Source organism: Haladaptatus sp. DYF46 (genome assembly GCF_021083305.1).
In the GTDB taxonomy this organism is placed as follows: Archaea; Halobacteriota; Halobacteria; order Halobacteriales; family Haladaptataceae; genus Haladaptatus.
Window position 1 is genome coordinate 362,608 of the sequence record NZ_JAJFAY010000001.1, and the last position, 18,937, is coordinate 381,544.

General features: G+C 63.9%; 21 protein-coding genes. 10 read left to right on the forward strand and 11 right to left on the reverse strand.

Translation table 11 applies throughout. From position 1 onward, the window contains the following. Positions 1 to 23: 23 nt before the first annotated feature. The 4 genes from LJF34_RS01995 to LJF34_RS02010 all read right to left on the reverse strand — a co-directional run bounded on the left by LJF34_RS01995 (position 24) and on the right by LJF34_RS02010 (position 5,761). Positions 24 to 1,049 (reverse strand): hypothetical protein, encoded by a 1,026-nt coding sequence (locus LJF34_RS01995; protein ID WP_231182955.1) that lies wholly within the window; start codon positions 1,047 to 1,049, stop codon positions 24 to 26. A 126-nt stretch (positions 1,050 to 1,175) separates the two neighbouring features. Further along, positions 1,176 to 1,817 carry a peptidase gene (locus LJF34_RS02000; RefSeq protein ID WP_231182956.1) on the reverse strand — a complete coding sequence of 214 codons (642 nt, stop codon included), beginning with the start codon at positions 1,815 to 1,817 and terminating at the stop codon, positions 1,176 to 1,178. An 85-nt stretch (positions 1,818 to 1,902) separates the two neighbouring features. Further along, the gene (locus LJF34_RS02005; RefSeq protein WP_231182957.1) at positions 1,903 to 4,740 is read right to left on the reverse strand and encodes a DEAD/DEAH box helicase; all 2,838 of its coding nucleotides are present in this window, start codon (positions 4,738 to 4,740) and stop codon (positions 1,903 to 1,905) included. Between the two features lie 64 nt (positions 4,741 to 4,804). Continuing rightward, on the reverse strand, positions 4,805 to 5,761 hold the full coding sequence (locus tag LJF34_RS02010) for an NADPH:quinone reductase (protein ID WP_231182958.1): 957 nt from the start codon (positions 5,759 to 5,761) through the stop codon (positions 4,805 to 4,807). A 53-nt stretch (positions 5,762 to 5,814) separates the two neighbouring features. Between LJF34_RS02010 and LJF34_RS02015 the strand changes: the two genes are divergently transcribed. From LJF34_RS02015 to sucD, 4 genes are all read left to right on the forward strand, one after another. Beyond that, positions 5,815 to 5,994 (forward strand): hypothetical protein, encoded by a 180-nt coding sequence (locus LJF34_RS02015; protein WP_231182959.1) that lies wholly within the window; start codon positions 5,815 to 5,817, stop codon positions 5,992 to 5,994. After that, positions 5,984 to 6,643 (forward strand): glycerophosphodiester phosphodiesterase, encoded by a 660-nt coding sequence (locus LJF34_RS02020; protein WP_231182960.1) that lies wholly within the window; start codon positions 5,984 to 5,986, stop codon positions 6,641 to 6,643. The genes LJF34_RS02015 and LJF34_RS02020 overlap by 11 nt, the downstream gene beginning before the upstream one ends. A 201-nt stretch (positions 6,644 to 6,844) precedes the next feature. After that, positions 6,845 to 7,987 carry an ADP-forming succinate--CoA ligase subunit beta gene (gene sucC, locus LJF34_RS02025; protein WP_231182961.1) on the forward strand — a complete coding sequence of 381 codons (1,143 nt, stop codon included), beginning with the start codon at positions 6,845 to 6,847 and terminating at the stop codon, positions 7,985 to 7,987. Then, complete coding sequence (gene sucD, locus LJF34_RS02030; RefSeq protein WP_231182962.1) at positions 7,984 to 8,853, forward strand: succinate--CoA ligase subunit alpha; 870 nt, start codon at positions 7,984 to 7,986, stop codon at positions 8,851 to 8,853. The genes sucC and sucD overlap by 4 nt, the downstream gene beginning before the upstream one ends. Positions 8,854 to 9,000: 147 nt before the next feature. On the opposite strand, the gene LJF34_RS02035 is transcribed toward sucD, so the two are convergent. The 3 genes from LJF34_RS02035 to LJF34_RS02045 all read right to left on the reverse strand — a co-directional run bounded on the left by LJF34_RS02035 (position 9,001) and on the right by LJF34_RS02045 (position 10,201). After that, a complete protein-coding gene (locus tag LJF34_RS02035) occupies positions 9,001 to 9,393 on the reverse strand; it encodes a PIN domain-containing protein (RefSeq protein ID WP_231182963.1) in 393 nt (130 codons plus the stop codon). After that, positions 9,390 to 9,644, reverse strand: coding sequence for an antitoxin VapB family protein (locus LJF34_RS02040; protein WP_231182964.1), 255 nt, complete (start codon positions 9,642 to 9,644; stop codon positions 9,390 to 9,392). Before LJF34_RS02040 ends, LJF34_RS02035 begins: the two co-directional genes overlap by 4 nt. A gap of 77 nt (positions 9,645 to 9,721) precedes the next feature. Continuing rightward, the gene (locus tag LJF34_RS02045) at positions 9,722 to 10,201 is read right to left on the reverse strand and encodes a dual specificity protein phosphatase (protein WP_231182965.1); all 480 of its coding nucleotides are present in this window, start codon (positions 10,199 to 10,201) and stop codon (positions 9,722 to 9,724) included. A 158-nt stretch (positions 10,202 to 10,359) separates the two neighbouring features. Here LJF34_RS02045 and LJF34_RS02050 point away from each other — a divergent pair, with 158 nt between their 5' ends. The 3 genes from LJF34_RS02050 (at position 10,360) to LJF34_RS02060 (ending at position 11,843) form a co-directional block, all read left to right on the forward strand. Further along, positions 10,360 to 10,734, forward strand: a complete 375-nt coding sequence (locus tag LJF34_RS02050; protein ID WP_231182966.1) for a CBS domain-containing protein — start codon at positions 10,360 to 10,362, stop codon at positions 10,732 to 10,734. A 100-nt stretch (positions 10,735 to 10,834) separates the two neighbouring features. Beyond that, positions 10,835 to 11,299 carry a DUF5804 family protein gene (locus tag LJF34_RS02055; protein WP_231182967.1) on the forward strand — a complete coding sequence of 155 codons (465 nt, stop codon included), beginning with the start codon at positions 10,835 to 10,837 and terminating at the stop codon, positions 11,297 to 11,299. A gap of 70 nt (positions 11,300 to 11,369) precedes the next feature. Next, complete coding sequence (locus LJF34_RS02060) at positions 11,370 to 11,843, forward strand: hypothetical protein (protein WP_231182968.1); 474 nt, start codon at positions 11,370 to 11,372, stop codon at positions 11,841 to 11,843. A 184-nt stretch (positions 11,844 to 12,027) separates the two neighbouring features. Here LJF34_RS02060 and LJF34_RS02065 read toward each other — a convergent pair whose 3' ends face one another. Next, on the reverse strand, positions 12,028 to 12,972 hold the full coding sequence (locus LJF34_RS02065) for a formate/nitrite transporter family protein (RefSeq protein WP_231182969.1): 945 nt from the start codon (positions 12,970 to 12,972) through the stop codon (positions 12,028 to 12,030). Positions 12,973 to 13,143: 171 nt separating this feature from the next. After that, positions 13,144 to 14,238 (reverse strand): PLP-dependent cysteine synthase family protein, encoded by a 1,095-nt coding sequence (locus tag LJF34_RS02070; protein WP_231182970.1) that lies wholly within the window; start codon positions 14,236 to 14,238, stop codon positions 13,144 to 13,146. Between the two features lie 99 nt (positions 14,239 to 14,337). Between LJF34_RS02070 and LJF34_RS02075 the strand changes: the two genes are divergently transcribed. Beyond that, positions 14,338 to 14,709 carry a thioredoxin family protein gene (locus LJF34_RS02075; protein ID WP_231182971.1) on the forward strand — a complete coding sequence of 124 codons (372 nt, stop codon included), beginning with the start codon at positions 14,338 to 14,340 and terminating at the stop codon, positions 14,707 to 14,709. 36 nt (positions 14,710 to 14,745) lie between these two features. Here LJF34_RS02075 and LJF34_RS02080 read toward each other — a convergent pair whose 3' ends face one another. Continuing rightward, positions 14,746 to 14,889, reverse strand: coding sequence for a hypothetical protein (locus tag LJF34_RS02080; protein WP_231185067.1), 144 nt, complete (start codon positions 14,887 to 14,889; stop codon positions 14,746 to 14,748). Continuing rightward, a complete protein-coding gene (locus LJF34_RS02085) occupies positions 14,862 to 17,006 on the reverse strand; it encodes a thioredoxin domain-containing protein (RefSeq protein ID WP_231182972.1) in 2,145 nt (714 codons plus the stop codon). The genes LJF34_RS02080 and LJF34_RS02085 overlap by 28 nt, the downstream gene beginning before the upstream one ends. A 118-nt stretch (positions 17,007 to 17,124) precedes the next feature. Between LJF34_RS02085 and LJF34_RS02090 the strand changes: the two genes are divergently transcribed. Further along, positions 17,125 to 17,553, forward strand: a complete 429-nt coding sequence (locus LJF34_RS02090; protein WP_231182973.1) for a hypothetical protein — start codon at positions 17,125 to 17,127, stop codon at positions 17,551 to 17,553. A gap of 69 nt (positions 17,554 to 17,622) precedes the next feature. Next, positions 17,623 to 18,912, forward strand: a complete 1,290-nt coding sequence (purD, locus tag LJF34_RS02095) for a phosphoribosylamine--glycine ligase (protein ID WP_231182974.1) — start codon at positions 17,623 to 17,625, stop codon at positions 18,910 to 18,912. Positions 18,913 to 18,937 lie beyond the last annotated feature (25 nt).

Below are 18,937 nucleotides of genomic sequence, written 5' to 3' on the forward strand. Positions count from 1 at the left end.
TTCCATACGACACGCCAGCGAACTCAGGGCTGCCAGTAAATCTCGGTCGCCCGATGTCGTTCGTCGTAGGCCTCCAACCCCTCACCAAGCACCCATCGGAGGTGAAGGTCCTCGTACAGCGTCGAGTGCGTGTAGTCGACGAACGTCATCGGAACGACCAGTTCGCCGTCCCGCCGAACGATGCTCGCGACGCCCGTGTACATGTGCTTGTGGCGAGCGTCGTGTATCATCGCGCCTAAAACGGGCATTCGTTGGCGATGTGCGGGGACCGAGTGCAGCGCCTCGATGGACCGCCACGTGAACTCGTAACAGAACATGCCCGCGGTCACGCCGGATTCGATGGCCTCGTACTCGGTGGGCGTCTCGAAGTACTGGCGTAGGTCGGCGGCACCGAAGAGGACATTGTCCTCCACCGACCCGGCGGCGTAGCGTGGAACATCGTAGTAGGTCTTGTCACGAAACCCCGAGACGAGACCTTCGAGAACCGCCTTCGGGTGGTCGGGGTCGGCCCCGGAAAACGACGCTATCGTCGCCGGGTCGACGTGCTGAAAGCGGTTTCCGCGGAGCGCCTCCACGGTGAACGGACGTCGCTCCGCGGCTCGAACGAGGTCGAAAAACGGCTCGTAGTCCATAAACTCGAATCGGAACTCGCCCCTCTCGATGGCCGCGAGGTCCGTCACCAGCTGTTCGACCGGTCGGTTTTCGAGTCCCAGTTCGTCGTCCACCGTCGCCGCCGTGGCCGACGATGCCGAACGCGACACGGAGCGCCGTTCGTCTCCCCGTCGGGCCTCGATACGCCCGCCGCCGAGTCGAATCCGGGTGTTCGAGACGGTCGTCTCGAACGGTGTCGGGCCGAACCGCGCACGTGCGAGCGTTCCGAGGTCTTGGTCGTGGAGGTTCGTCCCGACGAGAACGCCGTAGCCGATGAGAACGTTGTCCGCCGCTTTTCCGCCACCCAGCGCGACGCCGCCGCCACCGAGTACGGAGAGTACCTGTCGCCGGGTCAGGTCCGTTTCGGTCGCGGACGACAACAGGCTCGCCCAATCCATAAGGGGAGTGTCCGAACGGATCGAGATAAGTCTTCTATCTTTCAGTAACTGTTTTCTGTTACTTCTCCACCGAATCAGGTATAGTGCCCTGTTTCCATCCAGTTGATACCCGACACTATCTTGGACTTATATTTTGAGTGTCATTTCGAGCGTCCGTCGTATCGCGTCGCTCTGCATCGACAGTGGCATGCTCGGTTGCACCGACGCGCCGCTTGTGCCATCCCCGTCCTTCGCGTGTTTCGCCGCCAGTTCCGGCGTACATGGGAGGTGGACGAAGCCCATCGGAACGTCGCGGTTCTGTCGGTCCAGATACGCTCGCGTCGAGTAGAGGGCGTTGTTACAGAGGTGTGTCCCCGCGGTGTTCGAGACGTGTGCCGGAATCCCGGCGTCGAGGAGCGATTCCACGACCGAAACGACGGGAAGCGTGGCGAAGTACCCCGCCGTCTCGCCGTTTCGGATTCGTTCGTTTCGCGGCTCCGCACCCGCGTTGTCCGGCGTGCTGCCACAGTCGTTGACGTTGATTCCCACGCGCTCGACGCTGATGCCCGCTCGTCCCGCCGCGAGACCGGTCGCCACGATCGCGGTCGGGTCGTGGGTTTCGATGAGTTCTTGCATCTCCTCGAACGCCGCGTCGAACTCCACCGGGAGGACCTCCCCGACCACTTCGTGACCTGCTATTTCCTCGCCGTCGAGTTCCCTCGCTACCATCGCGCTCGGGTTTTCGTCGTCGCCGCCGAAGGGTTCGTAGCCCGTCAGGAGGAGTGTCATGGTCGGGGTTTCGGACGGGATGGCTTAGTTCGTCGCCTCGCGGAAAAGGGGGATTCGCTGAACTGTTCGAAACGAGAGGATTCGGTCAGTCCCAGAACGCCTGCGTCCGGGCGTACTGACGCTCTTTGGCGAGGATGTCGCGGTAGAAGTCGTCCTCGTCCTCGCGCAACTTGGCGATAATCCGGGCCGCGTTCTGCGGGCCGACGCCGCGGGCCGCCAGCGCGATGACGGCGCGTTTGCCGTGGCTCTGGACGAGGTTCGCGGCGTTGTACGCCCGTCTGGTCATCTTCTCTTGCTCCTCGTCCTTGTCCTTCGCTCGCACCGCTTTCACCACCTCGTCGGCCCACGGGTTGAGCGCGGCGACCCTGGTCGAACCGCACTGGACGCATTTGGGCTGGTCGTTGACCTTTCCGACCGTCGTCTTGCGCTTCCACTCCCGACAGTGGAGACAGAACAGGATGACGCGGTCGTTCTCGATGCGCTCCCTGACCGTGTTGATGACGCTCGCGTCGGCGTTCTCCGGGGCGAGCAGTTCCCGGCCCGAGGAGCGCCCGCCGCTTCCGACGGGGGTTCGTCCGCCGGTCGGGACGATTTCGATGTCGCCCGCCTGAATTTTCCGGAGGATGTCCGCCGTCGCTTCGACGGCGAGGTCGTCGTGGAACACCTCCCGCACCGCCTCGTCGTACATCGGCGTGTCCTCCAACGCGCCGAGCAGGCGACCCATGGAGACGGGACCGTTCCCCTCCCAGCGGTTCAGCGCGCCGAACTTCGCGGCGACCTGCGCGAGCGTGAACTTCAGCGTGTCCGAGTGTTTGAGCGACAGTTCGATGAGCGGGCCGACGTGGTCGGGGTCGGTCTCGCGGAGGACCGCCACGACCTCGTGCCCATCCACCTTCGCCGGAACGTCCAACTCGATGCGGTAGGGGTCCACGTCCATCCCGACCGAGGACCCGGTTCGCTGGCCGACGAGCGACGAGAGGACGCGACCGAACGTCTCGTTCACCTTGTGGCCGAAGCAGGCGTTGACGACGATCTTCCCGGCGGCGAACTCCACCACGATTCGGTCGGCCGTCGGAACCGGCGAGTCGGTTTCGGCCTGCCTGTCGAGTTGCGAGAGCGCGGTTTCCGCGGTATGCTGGTCGGTCGGGTAGCGGTTCGTGAACTCACGCGCCACGCCTTCTCTGGGTGCGCCGCGCTCGAACTGCGGTCCCGCTACGGCGCGCATCTCGCCGACTTCCTGCGCGACTTCGAACGGAACGGGAATCTCCTCGCCGACCCACGACGGGACCTCGCCGCCGGGGTCCTCGATGGGCGAAACGTTGACTCGGCTCTCGTCGTCGTCGATTTCCGCGATGCGCCACATCTCGCCGCGCTGGATGAACACCTCGCCGGGTTCCGCGAAGTTGACGACGAACCGCTCGTCCAATGTCCCGATTTGGGACCCGCTGGCGATGTCGTGGACGGTGTAGGTCTCCTCGTCGGGAATCATCGACAGGTTGGCGTAGAAGTACTGCCACGTCTTGCCAGACTTCTCGATTCGGTCGTCCTCCTCGTTCAGCCAGACGAGTCGATTGCCCTGTATCTCCCGCACGACGCCCTTGAACGTCTCCTCGTCCAGATTTCGGAACGGGTAGGCCCGTGTGACGATTTCGTAGGCGCGCCGGGCGTCGATTTCGCCGAAGTCCATGACCAGACCGACGATCTGGTTGGCGACGGTGTCCAGACTCGCGTGGTGTATGTGGGCCGGTTCCACGTCGCCGTCCTCGGCCTGTCGGGCTATCGCCATCGCTTCCAGCGCGTCGTCGGCGTTCGACGTGACGATGGTTCCGTTCGACACCTCGTCCATGCGATGCCCCGCCCTTCCGACGCGCTGAAGCAACCGCGCAACCTCGCGCGGACTCTGGTACTGGACGACGTGGTCGATTCGCCCCACGTCGATGCCGAGTTCCATCGAGGAGGTACAGAGCAGGGCGTCGAGGTCCCCGTCCTTGAACCGGTCTTCCACGTCGATTCGGGCCTCCTTCGAGAGGCTTCCGTGGTGGACGCCGATGTTCGCGCCGAATTCCTTGAACCGCGACCCGAGCGCTTCGGCGGTCTGGCGCGTGTTGACGAAGATGAGCGTCGAACCGTGGTCCTCGACAATGTCCCGAATCGCCCGGACGTGGCTGGCGATGTCCGGGTTCGTCATCAGTTCGCCCGCGAGTCGCTTATCCTCCTCGATGACTTCGGGTTCGTGGACCCGAAAATCCACTTTGCTCCCCACGTCTACTTCGATGATTTCGCATCCCCTATCGCCGGTGAGGAACTTGCCGACCTCTTCGGGGTCGCCCACGGTCGCCGACAGTCCGATTCGCTGGAACTCGCCCGAGAGTTCCTGCAACCGCTCCAACCCAATGGTCAACTGCGCGCCGCGCTTCGCGCTGGCGAGTTCGTGTACCTCGTCCACGACGACGTGATGGACGTCCTCCAGCGCTTTCCGGAGTTTCGACCCGGTGAGCATCGCCTGCAACGTCTCCGGCGTCGTCACCAACACGTCCGGCGGGTCGTTCGCCTGCTTCTGGCGCTGGTAGTCCGTGGTGTCGCCGTGACGCACGTCGATTTCGACGCCGAGCGTCTCGCCCCACCACTCCAGTCGCTGGCGCATGTCGCGGTTCAGCGCCCGGAGCGGCGTGATGTAGAGCACCGAAATCCCAAATCTGGGGTCGGCCTCCGCCACGGAATCGAACACGGGCAACATCGCCGTCTCGGTCTTCCCGGTCCCGGTCGGTGCGATGACCAGCCCGTGATTTCCGTCGGCGAGCGGCGGAATCGCGCGCTTCTGTGGCTCTGTCGGCGTCGAAAAGCCCCGCTCGGAGAGCGCCGACCGAACCTCGGACCCGAGTCGCGCGAAGGCCGCAGAACCCGCGGCCCGCCTGTCCTGCATCGTATTTCGGATAGGGAGCCAAGCGAATTAAGCGCGTTGCCTCTCCGGGTGTGGCCGTCCGTCGCTACGGTTCGACGACCAACTTCCCGAGGAAGCTCTCTTCCAACACGTCGCGCTGTGCGTCGGCCACCCCGTCCAACGAGTAGGTCCGGGCGATTTCGGGGACGACTTCGCCGTCCGCCACGAGTCGCGCCAACCGCGCCAGCACCGCCGAAATGTCCGGCGTGTTGTACATGCTCATCAGCGTTACCGTCAGTTCCTTCGAGCGCGCGGCGGGAACGTTCTCGAACCCGGCCGCAACGTCCTCGTTGCCGATGCCGACGATGCGGGCACCCGTCGCCGACACGTCCGCGTCGAACTGGAGGTAGTCGTCCAGTCGGTGGTCGAGGACGACGTCCGGCTTTCCGGCGTCCTCCACGGCCTCCGCGAGGCCGTCCCTGCGGTAATCGAGAACCGTGTTCGCGCCGATTGCTTCGAGTCTGTCGTGGTAGTCCTCGCTCGCCGTCGTGGTCACGCGGGCACCGGTCGCGGCAGCGAGTTGGACCGCGACGTGACCGACGCCGCCGCTTCCGCCGTGGACGAGGCACGTTTCCGCCGGTTCGAGACCGCCGTGGTCGATGAGCGCCCGCCACGCCGTGACGCCGACGAGGGAGACGGCCGCACCCTCCTCGAAACCGACGCCGTCCGGAAGGTGAGCCACCGTATCCGTCGGCGTCGTGACGTACTCCGCGCAGGTTCCGGGGCGGTCGTTGCCGAGTCCGGTGCCGAACACGCGGTCGCCCGCGTCGAACGCTTCTATTTCGTCGCCGACCGCTTCGACCGTTCCGGCGAAATCCGACCCCGGAATCCACGGGAGGTCGCCCGGTTGGTACGACCCCTCGCGGAAGTAGGTGTCCACGGGATTCACCGCTGCGGCGCGAACCGCCACCAGCAGTTCGTCGTCGTCGGGTTCCGGTCGGTCGATCTCGTCCACCTGTAGCACGTCCGGGCCGCCGTGTTCGTGATAGCGTACTGCGCGCATGTGTGGGGCCACGATGGGGAGGAAAATAAGTTCGCAGGGGTCGAAACGAAGGTATGCCCATCTGCCCCGATTGTAACGTGTCGATGGAAACCGTCGAGCATCAAACGTTCGGCGAGGAGCGAATCAGCCTCCAAACCGAGGGCGGTCTCCTGAGCGCGCTCGGACTCAGTGCCGAGTATCTGAACAGCTACCTCTGTCCCGACTGTCGATTGGTGAGGTTCTATGCCGACTGACCGAATCGCCCATCGCGGGTTCGCCGACGACTACCCCGAAAACACGCCGCTGGCGTTTCGAACGGCGGCCGAGCATGCGGACGCCGTCGAGATGGACGTTCAGCGCTGCGGGTCGGGCGAACTCGTCGTCTTTCACGACGCGAAACTCGGTCGCGTAACCGATCGGTTCGGACTGGTTCAGGACACGCCGTGGTCGGTCCTCTGGGGCCTGACGATTCTCGATTCGGACGAGACGGTTCCGAGCCTCGAAACCGCGCTCGGTTCGGTCCCGGCGGGAACGGCGATCAACCTCGAACTGAAACACGTCGGGATGGCGGACGAGGTGCTCGACGCGGTGGAGGACGTCGAAAACGAGATACTCCTCTCGTCGTTCGATTCGAACGTCCTCCGGGACCTTCGAGAGCGAGACGACGACGTTCGACTGGCCTACATCAACCAGCGCGGGCCGAACTGCATCGACACGGCCGTCGATTTGGACTGTGTTTGCGTGCATCCACGAGCGGACCTCTGTGACGCGGCGTTCGTGGAACGAGCACACCAAGAAGGTTTGCGGGTGAACTCGTGGACGGTGGACGACGAGGAGGGTGCGGCGGCGTTGGCGGACGCTGGCGTCGATGGTATCGTCTCGGACACGTCGGCGGTGTTTTGATCAAATCGAATCGATGCCGTCCACTCTTCGACTTTCGAACCGCCGTCGGTTCACCGAAAACGGAACGGACGTGCAGATAAAATCCGACGAAACCGATGACTGTAGACTACTTCGAGGGACGCTGAAAACCGGTCGCGGCAAAAACCGCCCTCGCCGTGAACCGGCGGGATTTAAGCGGCGCGGAAACCCCCTTTCGAATGCATGAGGCTACACGAGTACCAGGCGAAGGAGGTGTTTTCCGACGCGGGGATTCCGACGCCGGATTCGGCGCTCGCGGAGAGTGTCGAAGAAGTCGTCGAGGCGGCGGAGGACATCGGCTACCCCGTCGCGGTAAAAGCGCAAGTACACGTCGGCGGCCGCGGAAAGGCCGGCGGAATCAAACTCGCTGAGAACCGCGACGAGGCCGAGGAGGCCGCCGAGGACATCCTCGGAATGGACCTCAAAGGATACACGGTCGAACAGGTGTTGGTCGAAGGGGCCGTCGACTTCGTCAACGAACTCTACGTCGGCGTGACGATGGACCGCGGCGAGGGCAAACCGGTCGCCATGGTCTCCACGAAGGGCGGCGTCGATATCGAATCCGTCGCCGAGGAGGACCCCGAGGCGATAGCCCGGGAACACATCGACCCGGCGTTCGGGATGCACCCGTATCAGGCCCGCAAGGCCGTCTTCGAAGCGGGCGTGGACAAGGACATCGCCATGGACGTCGCGAGCGTCCTCACGACGCTGTACGACCTCTGGTCGAACAAGGACGCGAGCGACGCCGAGATCAACCCGCTGATGGTCACGAGCGACGACGAGGTCGTCGCGGCCGACGCGGTGCTCAACATCGATAACGACGCACTGTTCCGTCACCCCGACCTCGCCGAAATGGAGGAGGACTCCTACGAGGACGACCTCGAACGCAAGGCTGGCGAGTACGGCTTCGACTACGTTCGACTCGACGGCAACGTCGGCATCATCGGCAACGGTGCCGGACTCGTCATGACCACGCTCGACCTCGTGGACTACTACGGCGGCACGCCCGCCAACTTCCTCGACATCGGTGGCGGCGCGAAGGCCGAGCGCGTGACGAACGCGCTGGACATGGTGTTCTCGGACGAGAACGTCGATTCGGTCGTCTTCAACATCTTCGGCGGCATCACCCGCGGCGACGAGGTGGCGAAGGGTATCAACGAGGCGCTCGAATCGCTCGACGAGATTCCGAAACCCGTCGTCGTTCGACTCGCGGGGACGAACGCCGAGGAAGGAATGGAGATTCTGAACACCGACCTCGTTCAGGTCGAAGCAACGCTCGAAGACGCGGTTCAGCGTGCCGTCGAAAACGCGGAGGGACAACAATGAGTATTCTCGTCGACGACAACACCCGAGTTGTCGTCCAAGGTATCACCGGCGGTGAGGGAAGTTTCCACGCCCAGCAGATGATGGAGTACGGAACGAACGTCGTCGCCGGTGCGGTCCCCGGCAAGGGCGGGCAGGAAGCGCACGGCGTGCCCGTCTACGACACCGTGAACGAAGCGGTCGAGGAGGAGGATGCCGACGCGTCCGTCATCTTCGTCCCGCCCGCGTTCGCGGCAGACGCCATCTTCGAGGCCCTCGACACGGACCTCGACCTCGCGGTGGCAATCACGGAGGGCGTCCCGACACAGGACATGTCGAAGGTGTACAAGCGCCTCTCGGAGACCGACACGCGACTGCTCGGCCCGAACTGCCCCGGCATCATCACGCCCGGCGAGGCCAAACTCGGCATCCTCCCCGGCAACATCTTCGAGGCCGGTAACGTCGGTCTCGTCTCACGCTCGGGGACGCTGACCTACCAAGTCGTGGACAGCCTCACCCAGCGCGGCATCGGGCAGACGACCGCCATCGGTATCGGCGGCGACCCGATCATCGGCACCGACTTCATCGACGCGCTCTCGCTCTTCGAGGACGACCCGGACACCGACGCGGTCGTCATGTGCGGCGAAATCGGCGGCGAGGACGAGGAAGAGGCCGCGGCCTTCATCGCCGAGAACATGGACACCCCGGTGTCCGGCTTCATCGCCGGTCGCACGGCCCCGCCAGGAAAGCGCATGGGCCACGCGGGTGCCATCGTCTCCGGTAGCGGAACCGGAACCGCGGAAAGCAAAATCAACGCCCTTAACGACGCGGGCGTTCCGGTCGGCGACACGCCCGAAGAGGTTGCCGACAACATCGAAGACTTCCTGTAATCCCCGGTCGGAGGTTTCGAAGTTGCGGTTTTATTTCCTTTTTTGGCTGTCTACTCTCCGAATAGACCATTCATCCACGACCGGGTACTTTTCCGTATCGAAGTCATCGGAGGCTTTGCCTTTGGAGCTGGTCCATCGAAAACATCCTCAGTACTCTCGAACGAGAACGCCATCGATCCGTTCGAAGTGTCGGACGTTCCGCGTCACGACGGGTTCTTCGAATTCGACGGCGGTCGCCGCGATAAGGCAGTCGTCGAGTCCGACACTCGTTCCGTCGGCCAGGAGTTCGCCGTGGAAGCGTCCGCCACGGCGAGCAATCGATTTCGTGACGGGAACGATTTCCTTCGTCGCAGTGACGTCAACGATTTCGCTATACTCTTCGAGCGAACTGCCGACCTGCGGCACACCCGCTTGGAGTTCGGCGAGCGTGATCGCCGAGACGCGTAGCGGTTCCGGTGACGCTTCGAGGTCACGCGCACACGACACCGCCTCCGTGTCGGCATGACGAACGTCGAGTAGAAACGTCGTGTCGAGAATCACGCGTCGTCCTCGCGCTCCCCACGGAGGCGTGTTCGAACGTCGTCAACCCCGTCGTCCAAACTATCACCTGCACGTTCGACGGCCCCCGCATATCCGTCGGTCTGCGAACCGGTCCCCACGACTTCTAACAACGAACGCTCGCCTGCCAATCGCTCAACGACATCGCTGAAGCTCTCTCCCTCTCGCTTATGAGCCTTGAGGCGCTCGTACGCGCTCTCGCTCAATGCCACTGTTTTCGTGTCCGCACTCATGAATGTAGATTGGTGTGTGAAATCTATAAGTGTTTGTGTTACACCGACCGTCCGCCTCGATACATAGTAACAACGAATTATGACCCCGCCGCGAGATACGTCACCGCCAACTCGTGGAGCGCCGGGTTCGGGACGGCGTGCGGACGCGCCTCCTGCACGATGGCTAGCGCGTCGTGGAACGTCCTGTCCTCCTCGGCGGCGAGCGTGGCCGCGAGAACCGTGCTGCTCCGCGAAATCCCCGCCGTGCAGTGAACGAGGACCGAACCCTCCTCGTGGAACAACCGTCGCGCGGTGTCCACGGCGGTTTCGAACGCGCGCCACTCGTTCCCCGCGCCGTCGATGAGGGGATGATGGTGGGTAGTGAGCGGGTGACTCTCGGTGGAAAGCGAGAGGACGTACTCGAACGCATGGTCGTGGCGGTCGCGGTGCGCCGCCGCCTCGTTTCCGATGAACAGGTCCTGCGTTCCGAGACGCCGAATCACCGGTTCGTCGGCCACGTATCCCACGGGTCGGACGAAAACGCCCGGTTCGTCGCCCACATCGGGTTCGTCGGGCATCCTCTCGTGGTCGTCGGATGGGATGGTTCAACCTTTCGATTTTCCGGGCCAATAGGGTTGAAAAACGAAACGAGATGCGAGGAATTGTCACCGAATTCAGTTTTGAACCGACTCGGTACAGGAAAAGACCAATATCCCCCGGGACCGTTTACTGTGATATGAGTAACAACGACAGAACTCGTGTGAGGGACATGATGTCCACGCCACTGAAGACGATTTCCGCGGACGCGACCATCACGGAGGCCGCAGAGGTAATGCGCGACGGCGACATCAGCGCCCTCGTCGTAACGACGTCGCCGCGTGCGATAATCAGCAGTTCCGACGTCCTCGACGCCGCGGCCGACGGGTTGGACCCGACGGAAGTGACGGTCGCGGACGTGATGACCGAGGACGTCGAGACCGTGACGCCGGACCTCTACATGGAGGAAGTCGCGGCGATGATGACCACTTACGGCATCAAACACCTCCCCGTCGTGGACGATGAGTACGTGGGGATGGTCTCCTCGACGGACGTCACCACCCTCCTCTCCTGAAGGGGGAGACGGCGGTCGAAGCGGGGGGGACGGCCCGGACGATGGCACGTTCACCGCGACAAGACGAAATCGCTTTACTTCGGCGCTACCACCGGAAACTGTGACCCGCGTCCTGCTCGTCGGTTCGGATGGAGTCGAGTTGCGTGCCGAACTGTTCTCGCGCGAGACGGCACGCGACGCCCTCGCGACCTATCAGATCCGAGAACCGTACGGCAACTGCCTCGAACTGGAGACCATCAGCGTCGGCTCCGCGACCTCGCTGTTGAACGACCTGAACTGGTATCTGGTTCGCTTCGTGGACGAGGCGCTCGTCCTCGATCCGAGCGTGAGCGACGAGGAGTGGCTCTCGCGGAAACTGGCGGCGCGCGTGCGTGACCGCGAAGTGGAGGCCGCGGAGACGGACCCGCTGCTCAAAGTGTACGGCGTCGTGAACGGCGAGTTCGGCGCGGAACTCGTGGAACCGATGTACGTCGCTCGGACGGTCGATGGGGTGCCGGAGTACGACCTGCGCGACGTGGACGACACGGTGGTCGTCCGCGTGACGGAAGACGAGTTCCGATCGTAGAAGAACGACGGGAAATCGCCCCCGAGAGTTCCGGCACAACCCTTTTCCACGTACTCGGCGACGGGGGCGTATGGTGGGGCCAATCAGCGAGGAACAGGTAGCGGCATGGCTGGACGGGAAGGTCGTGAACGACGTTCAGCACGTGAACGAGGAAGGGACGGAGTTCAACATTCAACTTCGACTCGCACGACTGCCGATACACATCATCAAAGAGGAAACGTTAGGGCCGATTCGACTGGTCAGCAACACCGCGTTCGACACGGAACGAACCCGACGACTCCTCGAAAGTGAGACGGACAGGGACGAACTACTGACCCGCATCGGACCGGCGCTGGCGGCGACGCCGGGATTTTACACGTTTCTCGATGCGGAAGGCGCGTCGTGTGAGTTGCGGGACGCGCAGTCGATTCAACTCGAACATCGAATCTATCCCGACGGGGCCAGTCGGCAGTCGGTGATGGAGGGTCTGATGGGCCTCGCAACCGCCATGCGATATCTCCAGAACACCGTCGCCATGCTTCTCGACGCGCGACGAGACGGGTAGGGGAGAGAGGAGGGCTTCGGGAACCGGAGTCGGGGACCGAAACGTCAGCGGGGCAGCGGAGGATGGGCCATGGCGAACCCACGGTCGAAACAGTACCTCGGGGTAGAAAACGGACGTCCATCGTTCCCAGTTCGTGAAAACGAGGGACGAGCAGTGCCCCGTCTCGATTCGTGAGGTGAGGACGTCACTCGGAGTCGCTCCCGTCCTCCCGCAACGACACCTTCGGACGACCCGCGTGCCACCCCAGCATCCACTCCCGGAGACTCAACGTCTCGCGATAGTCGGAGAGGAAATGGCGTTCGCCGGTCTGCGCGTAGTTCACGACGGCGACCAGGAACACGCCGCCGAGCGTGTTACCGAGGAGGACCGGCGTCCAGAAGTGGACGACGACGGGAATCAACCCTGCGTGGCCGGTGAACAGCAGATACGACGCGTCACACGCCGTCACGACGACGTGGTAGAGGCCGGTCGCCGGAATCGTGTAGATGATGACGTACACGAGGAGCAGTCGGGCCGCCGAGTCGCGGGAGGCGTGGTCGAGCCAGACCATTCCCGCGACGAGCCATCCGGCGAAGATGGCCTTGAAGAACAGCGACCACCAGCCGTGTCGAATCCCTTCCCGGCCGAACTCGACCGCGGCGTGTGCCGCCTCCGGGGTCAACACGTTGGCGTGTGCCAGCACCAACGCGCCGAGCGCCGCCCCGAGAAGGTTGCCGAACAGCACGACGCCCCACACCCTGAACAGGAGCGGAATGCTCGCGAGGCGGGTCAACACCAGCGTCACCGGGGGAAGCGTGTTCTCCGTGTACAGCTGATACCGCCCCATGATGATGTAGATGAAGCCGACCGGATACAGCAGCGCGCCGATCTGCGGGTTGGAGAACGTCGCGCTCAGCTCCGCGTGCGCCAGCACGGTGAGCGTGATGGCGAACCCGGCGGCCAACCCGCTGAAGAACAGTTCGCGGACGCTGGAGTCTATCTCCTCGTCGGCGCTCGCGATGACGCGTTGGAATATCTCGTCCGTCGAGAACCGGTCCCGAACGGCCTCGCCTGCCGCTGGCGCACCGCTTCGAGCGCGGTCCACCGCCTCTCGTATGTCGTCGTCGGATTTCGAGTCGTCTGCACTCATGATTCCCCTTGGGTCAGGAAAGTAGCCCACCGTCTTCGAACCGCTTGCTGTACACGAGACACGCCGTACACGACTAAGACGGTTGTGGCGGCCGAAAGGCCGCGGTACGCGACCCGATAGCGGCGATTCGACGCGAGAAACAGGTTACTGAACGATGTCGAGCGCGTGACCTCAGTCGAACATGCCCGTCGAGAGGTAGCGCTCCCCGCTGTCGGGGAAGACGGTGACGACGAGCGGACAGTCGTCGTAGCCCTGTTCCACGCCACCATCGGATTTCATCCGATGTACCGCCGACTGATCGTCGGCACCACCGTCAGATGACATCTGACGTACTGTCGATTGGCCATCGACATCACCATCGGACGTCGCTTTCGTTCGTTCGTCGTCCGTCTCCACCATGTCGTTCCACTCCTCGGGGACCTCCGGGCAGTTGAGTTCCGGCCGGGCGAGACGCTCTGCGACCCGGTAGGCCGCGATGCTCGCCGCGCCGCTCGATTGGCCGACCAGAATTCCCTCCTCGCGGACGAGACGACGACACTCCTCCTCGGCGTCCTCCAGCGCGACGCGTTCGATCGAATCGAGCAGGTCGGTGTCGAGGAGTTCGCTCACGAATCCGGGCCCCATCCCCTGAAACTCGTCCTCGCCGGGTTCGCCGGTCGAGAGGACGGGGTTGCGGTCCGGTTCGACGGCGACGACGTCCATGTCGGGGAACTCCTCCAACAGGCGCGAGGCGGTGCCCGTAATCGTCCCGCCGGTGCCGACGCCCGCGACGAAGGCGTCGATTTCGCGGCCATCGACCTGTTCGAGAATCTCCTCCGCGGTCGTGCGGTAGTGGGCCTCGGCGTTGAACTCGTTCTCGAACTGGCCGAGTTGCACCGCGTCGTCGGATTCGGTGAGTTCGGTGGCCCGCGCCTTCGCGGACTCCATGTTCCCGTCGACGAGTTCGAGGTCCGCGCCGTAGGCCTTGAGCAGTTGTCTGCGCTCCGGCGATTTCGACGCGGGCATGACGATGGTGAGGTCGTAGCCACGGGCCGCACAGACGACCGCCAAACCGATGCCCGTGTTGCCGCTCGTCGGTTCGACGATTCGGTCGCCGGGGTGGAGTTCCCCGGCACGCTCCGCGGCCTCGACCATCGCCAGTGCGGGGCGGTCCTTCGCCGACCCGCCGGGATTGAACGATTCGAGTTTCGCCGCGACGGTCGCACCCTCGGGAGAGCGGACGTGGACGAGCGGCGACCCCACGGCATCGAGGATGGAGGATTCCATATTTCATGGTACGAATCCCACGCCTAAACACCTACGGGACACCGGCAGGCAGTGCCGGAAGCGAGAATTCTTATCCGCGTTGGCTCCCATCTTTCGAACATGGAATCGACAAAACCGAATCCCGAGTGGGACGCGAGCGAACACAGCGAAGCGATAGACGCCTTCGAATCGGGTCTCGGTGAACTCACCTACCGAGTCTGGGGCGCGGATTGGTGCGGCGACTGCCAGTCGTGCCTGCCGGACTTCTTCGCCGCGCTGGAGGCCGCGGGCGTGGAGGACGAACGAGTTCACGTCTACGAGGTGGACGACGACAAGAACGGCGAACTCACCGAGGAGTACGACGTGACGCTCATCCCGACCATCGTGGTCGAGCGTGCGGACGAGGAAGTCGCCCGATTCGAGGAGAAAGAGGACCTGCCCGCGGCGGACTACCTCGCGCGCCGACTCTTCGAAAGCGACGCGTTGGCCTGAGGATTCGACTACGTTTCAATTCCGCCTCCGTTTTTCTCACCGTCGTAACCGCAGCAGCACGACCGAAAGGAGCGTGACGACCGCGAGGTACGCGACGCCCAAGCCGAGGGTTTCGACCGGTTCACGTCGATAACTGACCGACTGAAACGGAGTTACTCCGGCGCGAGGTCGTCCGCCCACTCCAACCCCGCGTCGATGTCCGTCACGGGCGGCGAGCAGGTGAACGAGCGACAGACGTAGAGCGTCGGTTCGCCGGACGACTCGCGGTCGGCCCAAATCGGCGGCACGCTCTCCAATCCGAGTGTTTCACACCACTCCGCCACGCCGTCCTCCGTCGGCGGTCGTCGGGTCAGAATCCGCGTCGGGAGGAGGGTTTCGGAGAGCCGTTCCCGCCACGACGCCGGGAGTTCGTCACCCGCGACGGTCAGTTCGAGCGACCCGGTCGCGTTGCGGTCGGCGGCGAGCGCCAGCGTCGCGTACTGGAACGGGTTCGATTCGACGGTCCGGGCGTGGGTTTCGAGCACCGCTTCGGGAACCTCGGCGAACGCCTCGTCGGGCGCGAACTCCGAGAGGACGGCCAGCATGTCGGTTGCGACGCCGAGGCTCGACGGGGTGGACTGGTCGGCGAGTTCCTGCGGACGGGCGACCAGTCGCTCGCCGCTCTCGGGCGTAAAGTACAGCGTGCCGCGTTCTTCGTCCCAGAACTCGCGCTCGATGGCGCGCGCGAGGTCGAGCGCGAATCCGAGGTAGTCGGGATTTCCGGTCGTCTGATAGAGCGAGAACGCGCCGCGCGCGAGGAAGGCGTAATCCTCGAGGTAGCCGTCGATGGCGACATCATCGTCCTTGAACCGCCGCGAGAGTTTCCCCTCCTCCTCGTCCCACATGTGTTCGCGAACGAAGTCGAGCGCGTCCGCCGCGAGGTCGGTGTAGTGGTCGGCGAGGACGAAACCTCCCTCCGCGAGCGCGGCAATCAGCAGGCCGTTCCACCCCGCCAGAATCTTCTCGTCGCGGGGCGGGTGGTTCCGTTCCTCGCGGGCCTCGAACATGGACAGGGTGGCCCGTTCGAGCAGGTTCCGAACCTCGTCCTCGGGTAGGTCGTACTTCTCCGCGAGGTCCGGGATATCCGTGGTCAGGGTCAACACCGTCTTCCCCTCGAAGTTGCCCGATTGGGTGACGCCGTAACGTTCGCAGACGATGTCCGCCACCGTCTCGTCGTCGATGTCGTCGTCATCGCGCTCGTCGTTGACGGCCTCGTACACGTCGCTCGGCGTCCAGACGTAGAACGGCCCCTCCTCGTAGTTGCCCTCCTCGTCCTCGCTTCGGGCGTCGAGCGTGCTGTAGAATCCGCCCTCGGGGTGGCGCATCTCGCGTTCGAGGAATTCGAACGTCTCGCGGACGACGTCGGCGTATCGGTCGTCGCCGGTGAGCCGATACCCCTCGATGAGTACGCGGGGAAGTTCCGCGTTGTCGTAGAGCATCTTCTCGAAGTGCGGCACCGTCCACTTCTGGTCGGTCGCGTAGCGGTGGAACCCACCGCCGATGTGGTCGTACATCCCGCGGTTCACCATCGCGTCGAGCGTTTCGACCGCCACGTCGCGGTACTGGGTCGCGCCGGTCCTGTCGTACGCCCGGAGGAGCAGGTCAACTCGCGCCGGTTGCGGGAACTTCGGCCCCCCGCGACCGAACCCGCCGTACTCACGATCCGCGGTGCGGACGGTCTGCTGGCCCGCGCTTTCGAGCAGTTCCGGGCCGGGCGCGTCGTCGGCCTCGGGCGTCGATTCCAGTTCGCCCTCGATGGCGTCCGTCCACTGCTCGCCCCGGTTTTTCATCTCCTCGGGGTTCTCCTGCCACGTGTTCTTCACGTTTTCGAGCAGTTCGACGAACCCGGGTCGTCCCTGCTGGGAACGCTTGGGGAAGTACGTCCCGACGTAGAACGGCTTGCCCTCGGGGGTCAGCCACGCCGACAGCGGCCACCCGCCGCCGCCCGTCACCTGCTGACAGATGCTCATGTAAATCGAATCGATGTCCGGGCGCTCCTCCCTGTCCACCTTTATCGGGACGAAGTTCTCGTTCAGCAGTTCCGCCACCTCCTCGTCCTCGAAGCTCTCTTCCTCCATCACGTGACACCAGTGGCAGGCCGAGTAGCCGATGGAGAGGAAGATGGGAACGTTCCGCTCTTTCGCCGCTTCGAGCGCGGCCTCGTCCCACGGTTGCCAGTGAACAGGATTGTCGGCGTGCTGGCGGAGATACGGACTTTCCTCCTCGTCCAGTCGGTTGCGTTCGGTGGGCGCGGTCATACCCGTACCTGAGTCGATTGAAGGAGGTAAAGATGGGGATTCGCTCGACGGACGACCGAACTGCACCTTTTTCAGAAAATCCAACAGCTCATATCCGTCGCCGGCGTAGAGTGTTCCCATGTCCGAAACAGGCATCGACGAGGAGTTCGCGGAGGAGATAGCGACGACCTGTCGGACGGGGATCGGGGACACGCTTCGGAGCGTCATTCACTTCACGCCGACCGACTCGGAACTGCTCTACCTTCGTAGCGACCTGTACGGCGGGGACCGAGCGGTGGCGAAGGAACGAAAGGCCGTCTTCGTCGCCAACGAGCGACTCGGCTTCGGGACTCACGAGACGTATCGACGCCTCGGCGAAGAGGGGTTCGAACCGATCCTCGGCGAGTACGAACTCACCATCCGCGCGTTCGCCGACGGGTTCGTCAGCCGCGTCATCGTCGGCGATCATGGTATCCTCATGACGAGCGATAACTTGCCGATCGCCGATTTCGAGGACGTGGCGGTGTCGATCCGGAAGCAACTGGAGGATCGATTCGGACCGGAGTAACCACGAACGTGCATACATCATCGGTGTCAAACGGCAACGTTTACACCGCTGTGCGCATATCGTGCCCACATGAGCGAGACCGTACTGTTGGTGGGTGGCGGCGGCCGTGAACACGCAATCGCCCGAGTGCTGGACGACAGCGACACAGCCCTGTATGCCTGTGCGGGCAACCGAAATCCGGGAATCGCCCGTCTCGCGGACGGATTCGAGACGCTCGAAACGACGAACACGACGGCAGTCGTCTCCTACGCGGAGGAGGTCGGCGCGACGCTCGCCGTCGTCGGTCCGGAGGGACCCCTCGCCGCGGGCGTCGCGGACGCGTTGAACGACGCCGGAATCTACGCGTTCGGCCCGAACGCCGACGAAGCGCGCATCGAGACGGACAAGGCGTACCAGCGCCGGTTCATGCGGGAACACGGGGTTCCCGGCTGTCCCGATTTCGAGACGTTCGACGACATGGAGGCCGCCTGCGAGTTCATCGACGACTACGACGGCGACCTCGCGGTGAAACCCGCCGGGCTGACGGGGGGGAAGGGCGTGAAGGTCATCGGCGACCAAGTGACCGACGAGGAGGCAAAGGAGTACCTCCGCGACAGCGATTACGACCGCGTGGTCCTCGAAGAGCGACTCGTCGGCGAGGAGTTCACGGTTCAAGCGCTCGTGGCGAACGACCAACTGCGCGTCACGCCCGCGGTTCAGGACCACAAGCGCGCCTACGAGGGCGACGAGGGGCCGAACACGGGCGGCATGGGAAGCTACAGCGATGCGGGCCTCGAACTCCCGTTCATGACCGAGGAAGATTACCACGAGGCCGTCGAAGTGCTGGAAGCGACCGTCGCGGCGCTGGACGACTATCGAGGCATTCTCTACGGTCAGTTCATGCTCACCGCCGACGGCGTGAAGGTCATCGAGTTCAACGCTCGGTTCGGCGACCCTGAAGCGATGAACACCCTGCCGGTTCTCGCGACCGACTTCCTCGACGTTCTCGTCGCCGCGCGCGAAGGCGACGACTTGCCCAAACTCACCTTCGCGCCGAAGGCGACCGTGTGCAAGTATGCGGTGCCTGACGGCTATCCGACCGACCCTGAAGCCGGAGCGAAGGTGAAAATCAGCGAGGAGAACGCGGGCGACGCGATCCTGTTTTACGCTAGCGTCGACGAGCGCGACGACGGGATTTACACCACCACCTCCCGCTCGTTCGCCGTTGTGGGGCTTGGCGAGTCCATCGCGGACGCCGAGGAGATCGCCGAAGACGCGCTTTCGGTCGCCGGCGAGGAGGGCCTGCACATGCGCCACGACATCGGAACCGAAGCGCTCCTCCAGCGGCGAATCGACCACGTACAGGAACTGCGTAACTGATCGTAACGACCGCATTACGGAGCGG

What these genes read in the sequence shown, in the direction of transcription:
- LJF34_RS01995 (WP_231182955.1), bottom strand. Translation starts at nt 1,049, where the DNA reads ATGGATTGGGCGAGCCTGTTGTCGTCCGCGACCGAAACGGACCTGACC.
- LJF34_RS02000 (WP_231182956.1), bottom strand. Translation starts at nt 1,817, where the DNA reads ATGACACTCCTCCTGACGGGCTACGAACCCTTCGGCGGCGACGACGAA.
- LJF34_RS02005 (WP_231182957.1), bottom strand. Translation starts at nt 4,740, where the DNA reads ATGCAGGACAGGCGGGCCGCGGGTTCTGCGGCCTTCGCGCGACTCGGG.
- LJF34_RS02010 (WP_231182958.1), bottom strand. Translation starts at nt 5,761, where the DNA reads ATGCGCGCAGTACGCTATCACGAACACGGCGGCCCGGACGTGCTACAG.
- LJF34_RS02015 (WP_231182959.1), top strand. Translation starts at nt 5,815, where the DNA reads ATGCCCATCTGCCCCGATTGTAACGTGTCGATGGAAACCGTCGAGCAT.
- LJF34_RS02020 (WP_231182960.1), top strand. Translation starts at nt 5,984, where the DNA reads ATGCCGACTGACCGAATCGCCCATCGCGGGTTCGCCGACGACTACCCC.
- sucC (WP_231182961.1), top strand. Translation starts at nt 6,845, where the DNA reads ATGAGGCTACACGAGTACCAGGCGAAGGAGGTGTTTTCCGACGCGGGG.
- sucD (WP_231182962.1), top strand. Translation starts at nt 7,984, where the DNA reads ATGAGTATTCTCGTCGACGACAACACCCGAGTTGTCGTCCAAGGTATC.
- LJF34_RS02040 (WP_231182964.1), bottom strand. Translation starts at nt 9,644, where the DNA reads ATGAGTGCGGACACGAAAACAGTGGCATTGAGCGAGAGCGCGTACGAG.
- LJF34_RS02045 (WP_231182965.1), bottom strand. Translation starts at nt 10,201, where the DNA reads ATGCCCGACGAACCCGATGTGGGCGACGAACCGGGCGTTTTCGTCCGA.
- LJF34_RS02050 (WP_231182966.1), top strand. Translation starts at nt 10,360, where the DNA reads ATGAGTAACAACGACAGAACTCGTGTGAGGGACATGATGTCCACGCCA.
- LJF34_RS02060 (WP_231182968.1), top strand. Translation starts at nt 11,370, where the DNA reads ATGGTGGGGCCAATCAGCGAGGAACAGGTAGCGGCATGGCTGGACGGG.
- LJF34_RS02065 (WP_231182969.1), bottom strand. Translation starts at nt 12,972, where the DNA reads ATGAGTGCAGACGACTCGAAATCCGACGACGACATACGAGAGGCGGTG.
- LJF34_RS02070 (WP_231182970.1), bottom strand. Translation starts at nt 14,238, where the DNA reads ATGGAATCCTCCATCCTCGATGCCGTGGGGTCGCCGCTCGTCCACGTC.
- LJF34_RS02075 (WP_231182971.1), top strand. Translation starts at nt 14,338, where the DNA reads ATGGAATCGACAAAACCGAATCCCGAGTGGGACGCGAGCGAACACAGC.
- LJF34_RS02085 (WP_231182972.1), bottom strand. Translation starts at nt 17,006, where the DNA reads ATGACCGCGCCCACCGAACGCAACCGACTGGACGAGGAGGAAAGTCCG.
- LJF34_RS02090 (WP_231182973.1), top strand. Translation starts at nt 17,125, where the DNA reads ATGTCCGAAACAGGCATCGACGAGGAGTTCGCGGAGGAGATAGCGACG.
- purD (WP_231182974.1), top strand. Translation starts at nt 17,623, where the DNA reads ATGAGCGAGACCGTACTGTTGGTGGGTGGCGGCGGCCGTGAACACGCA.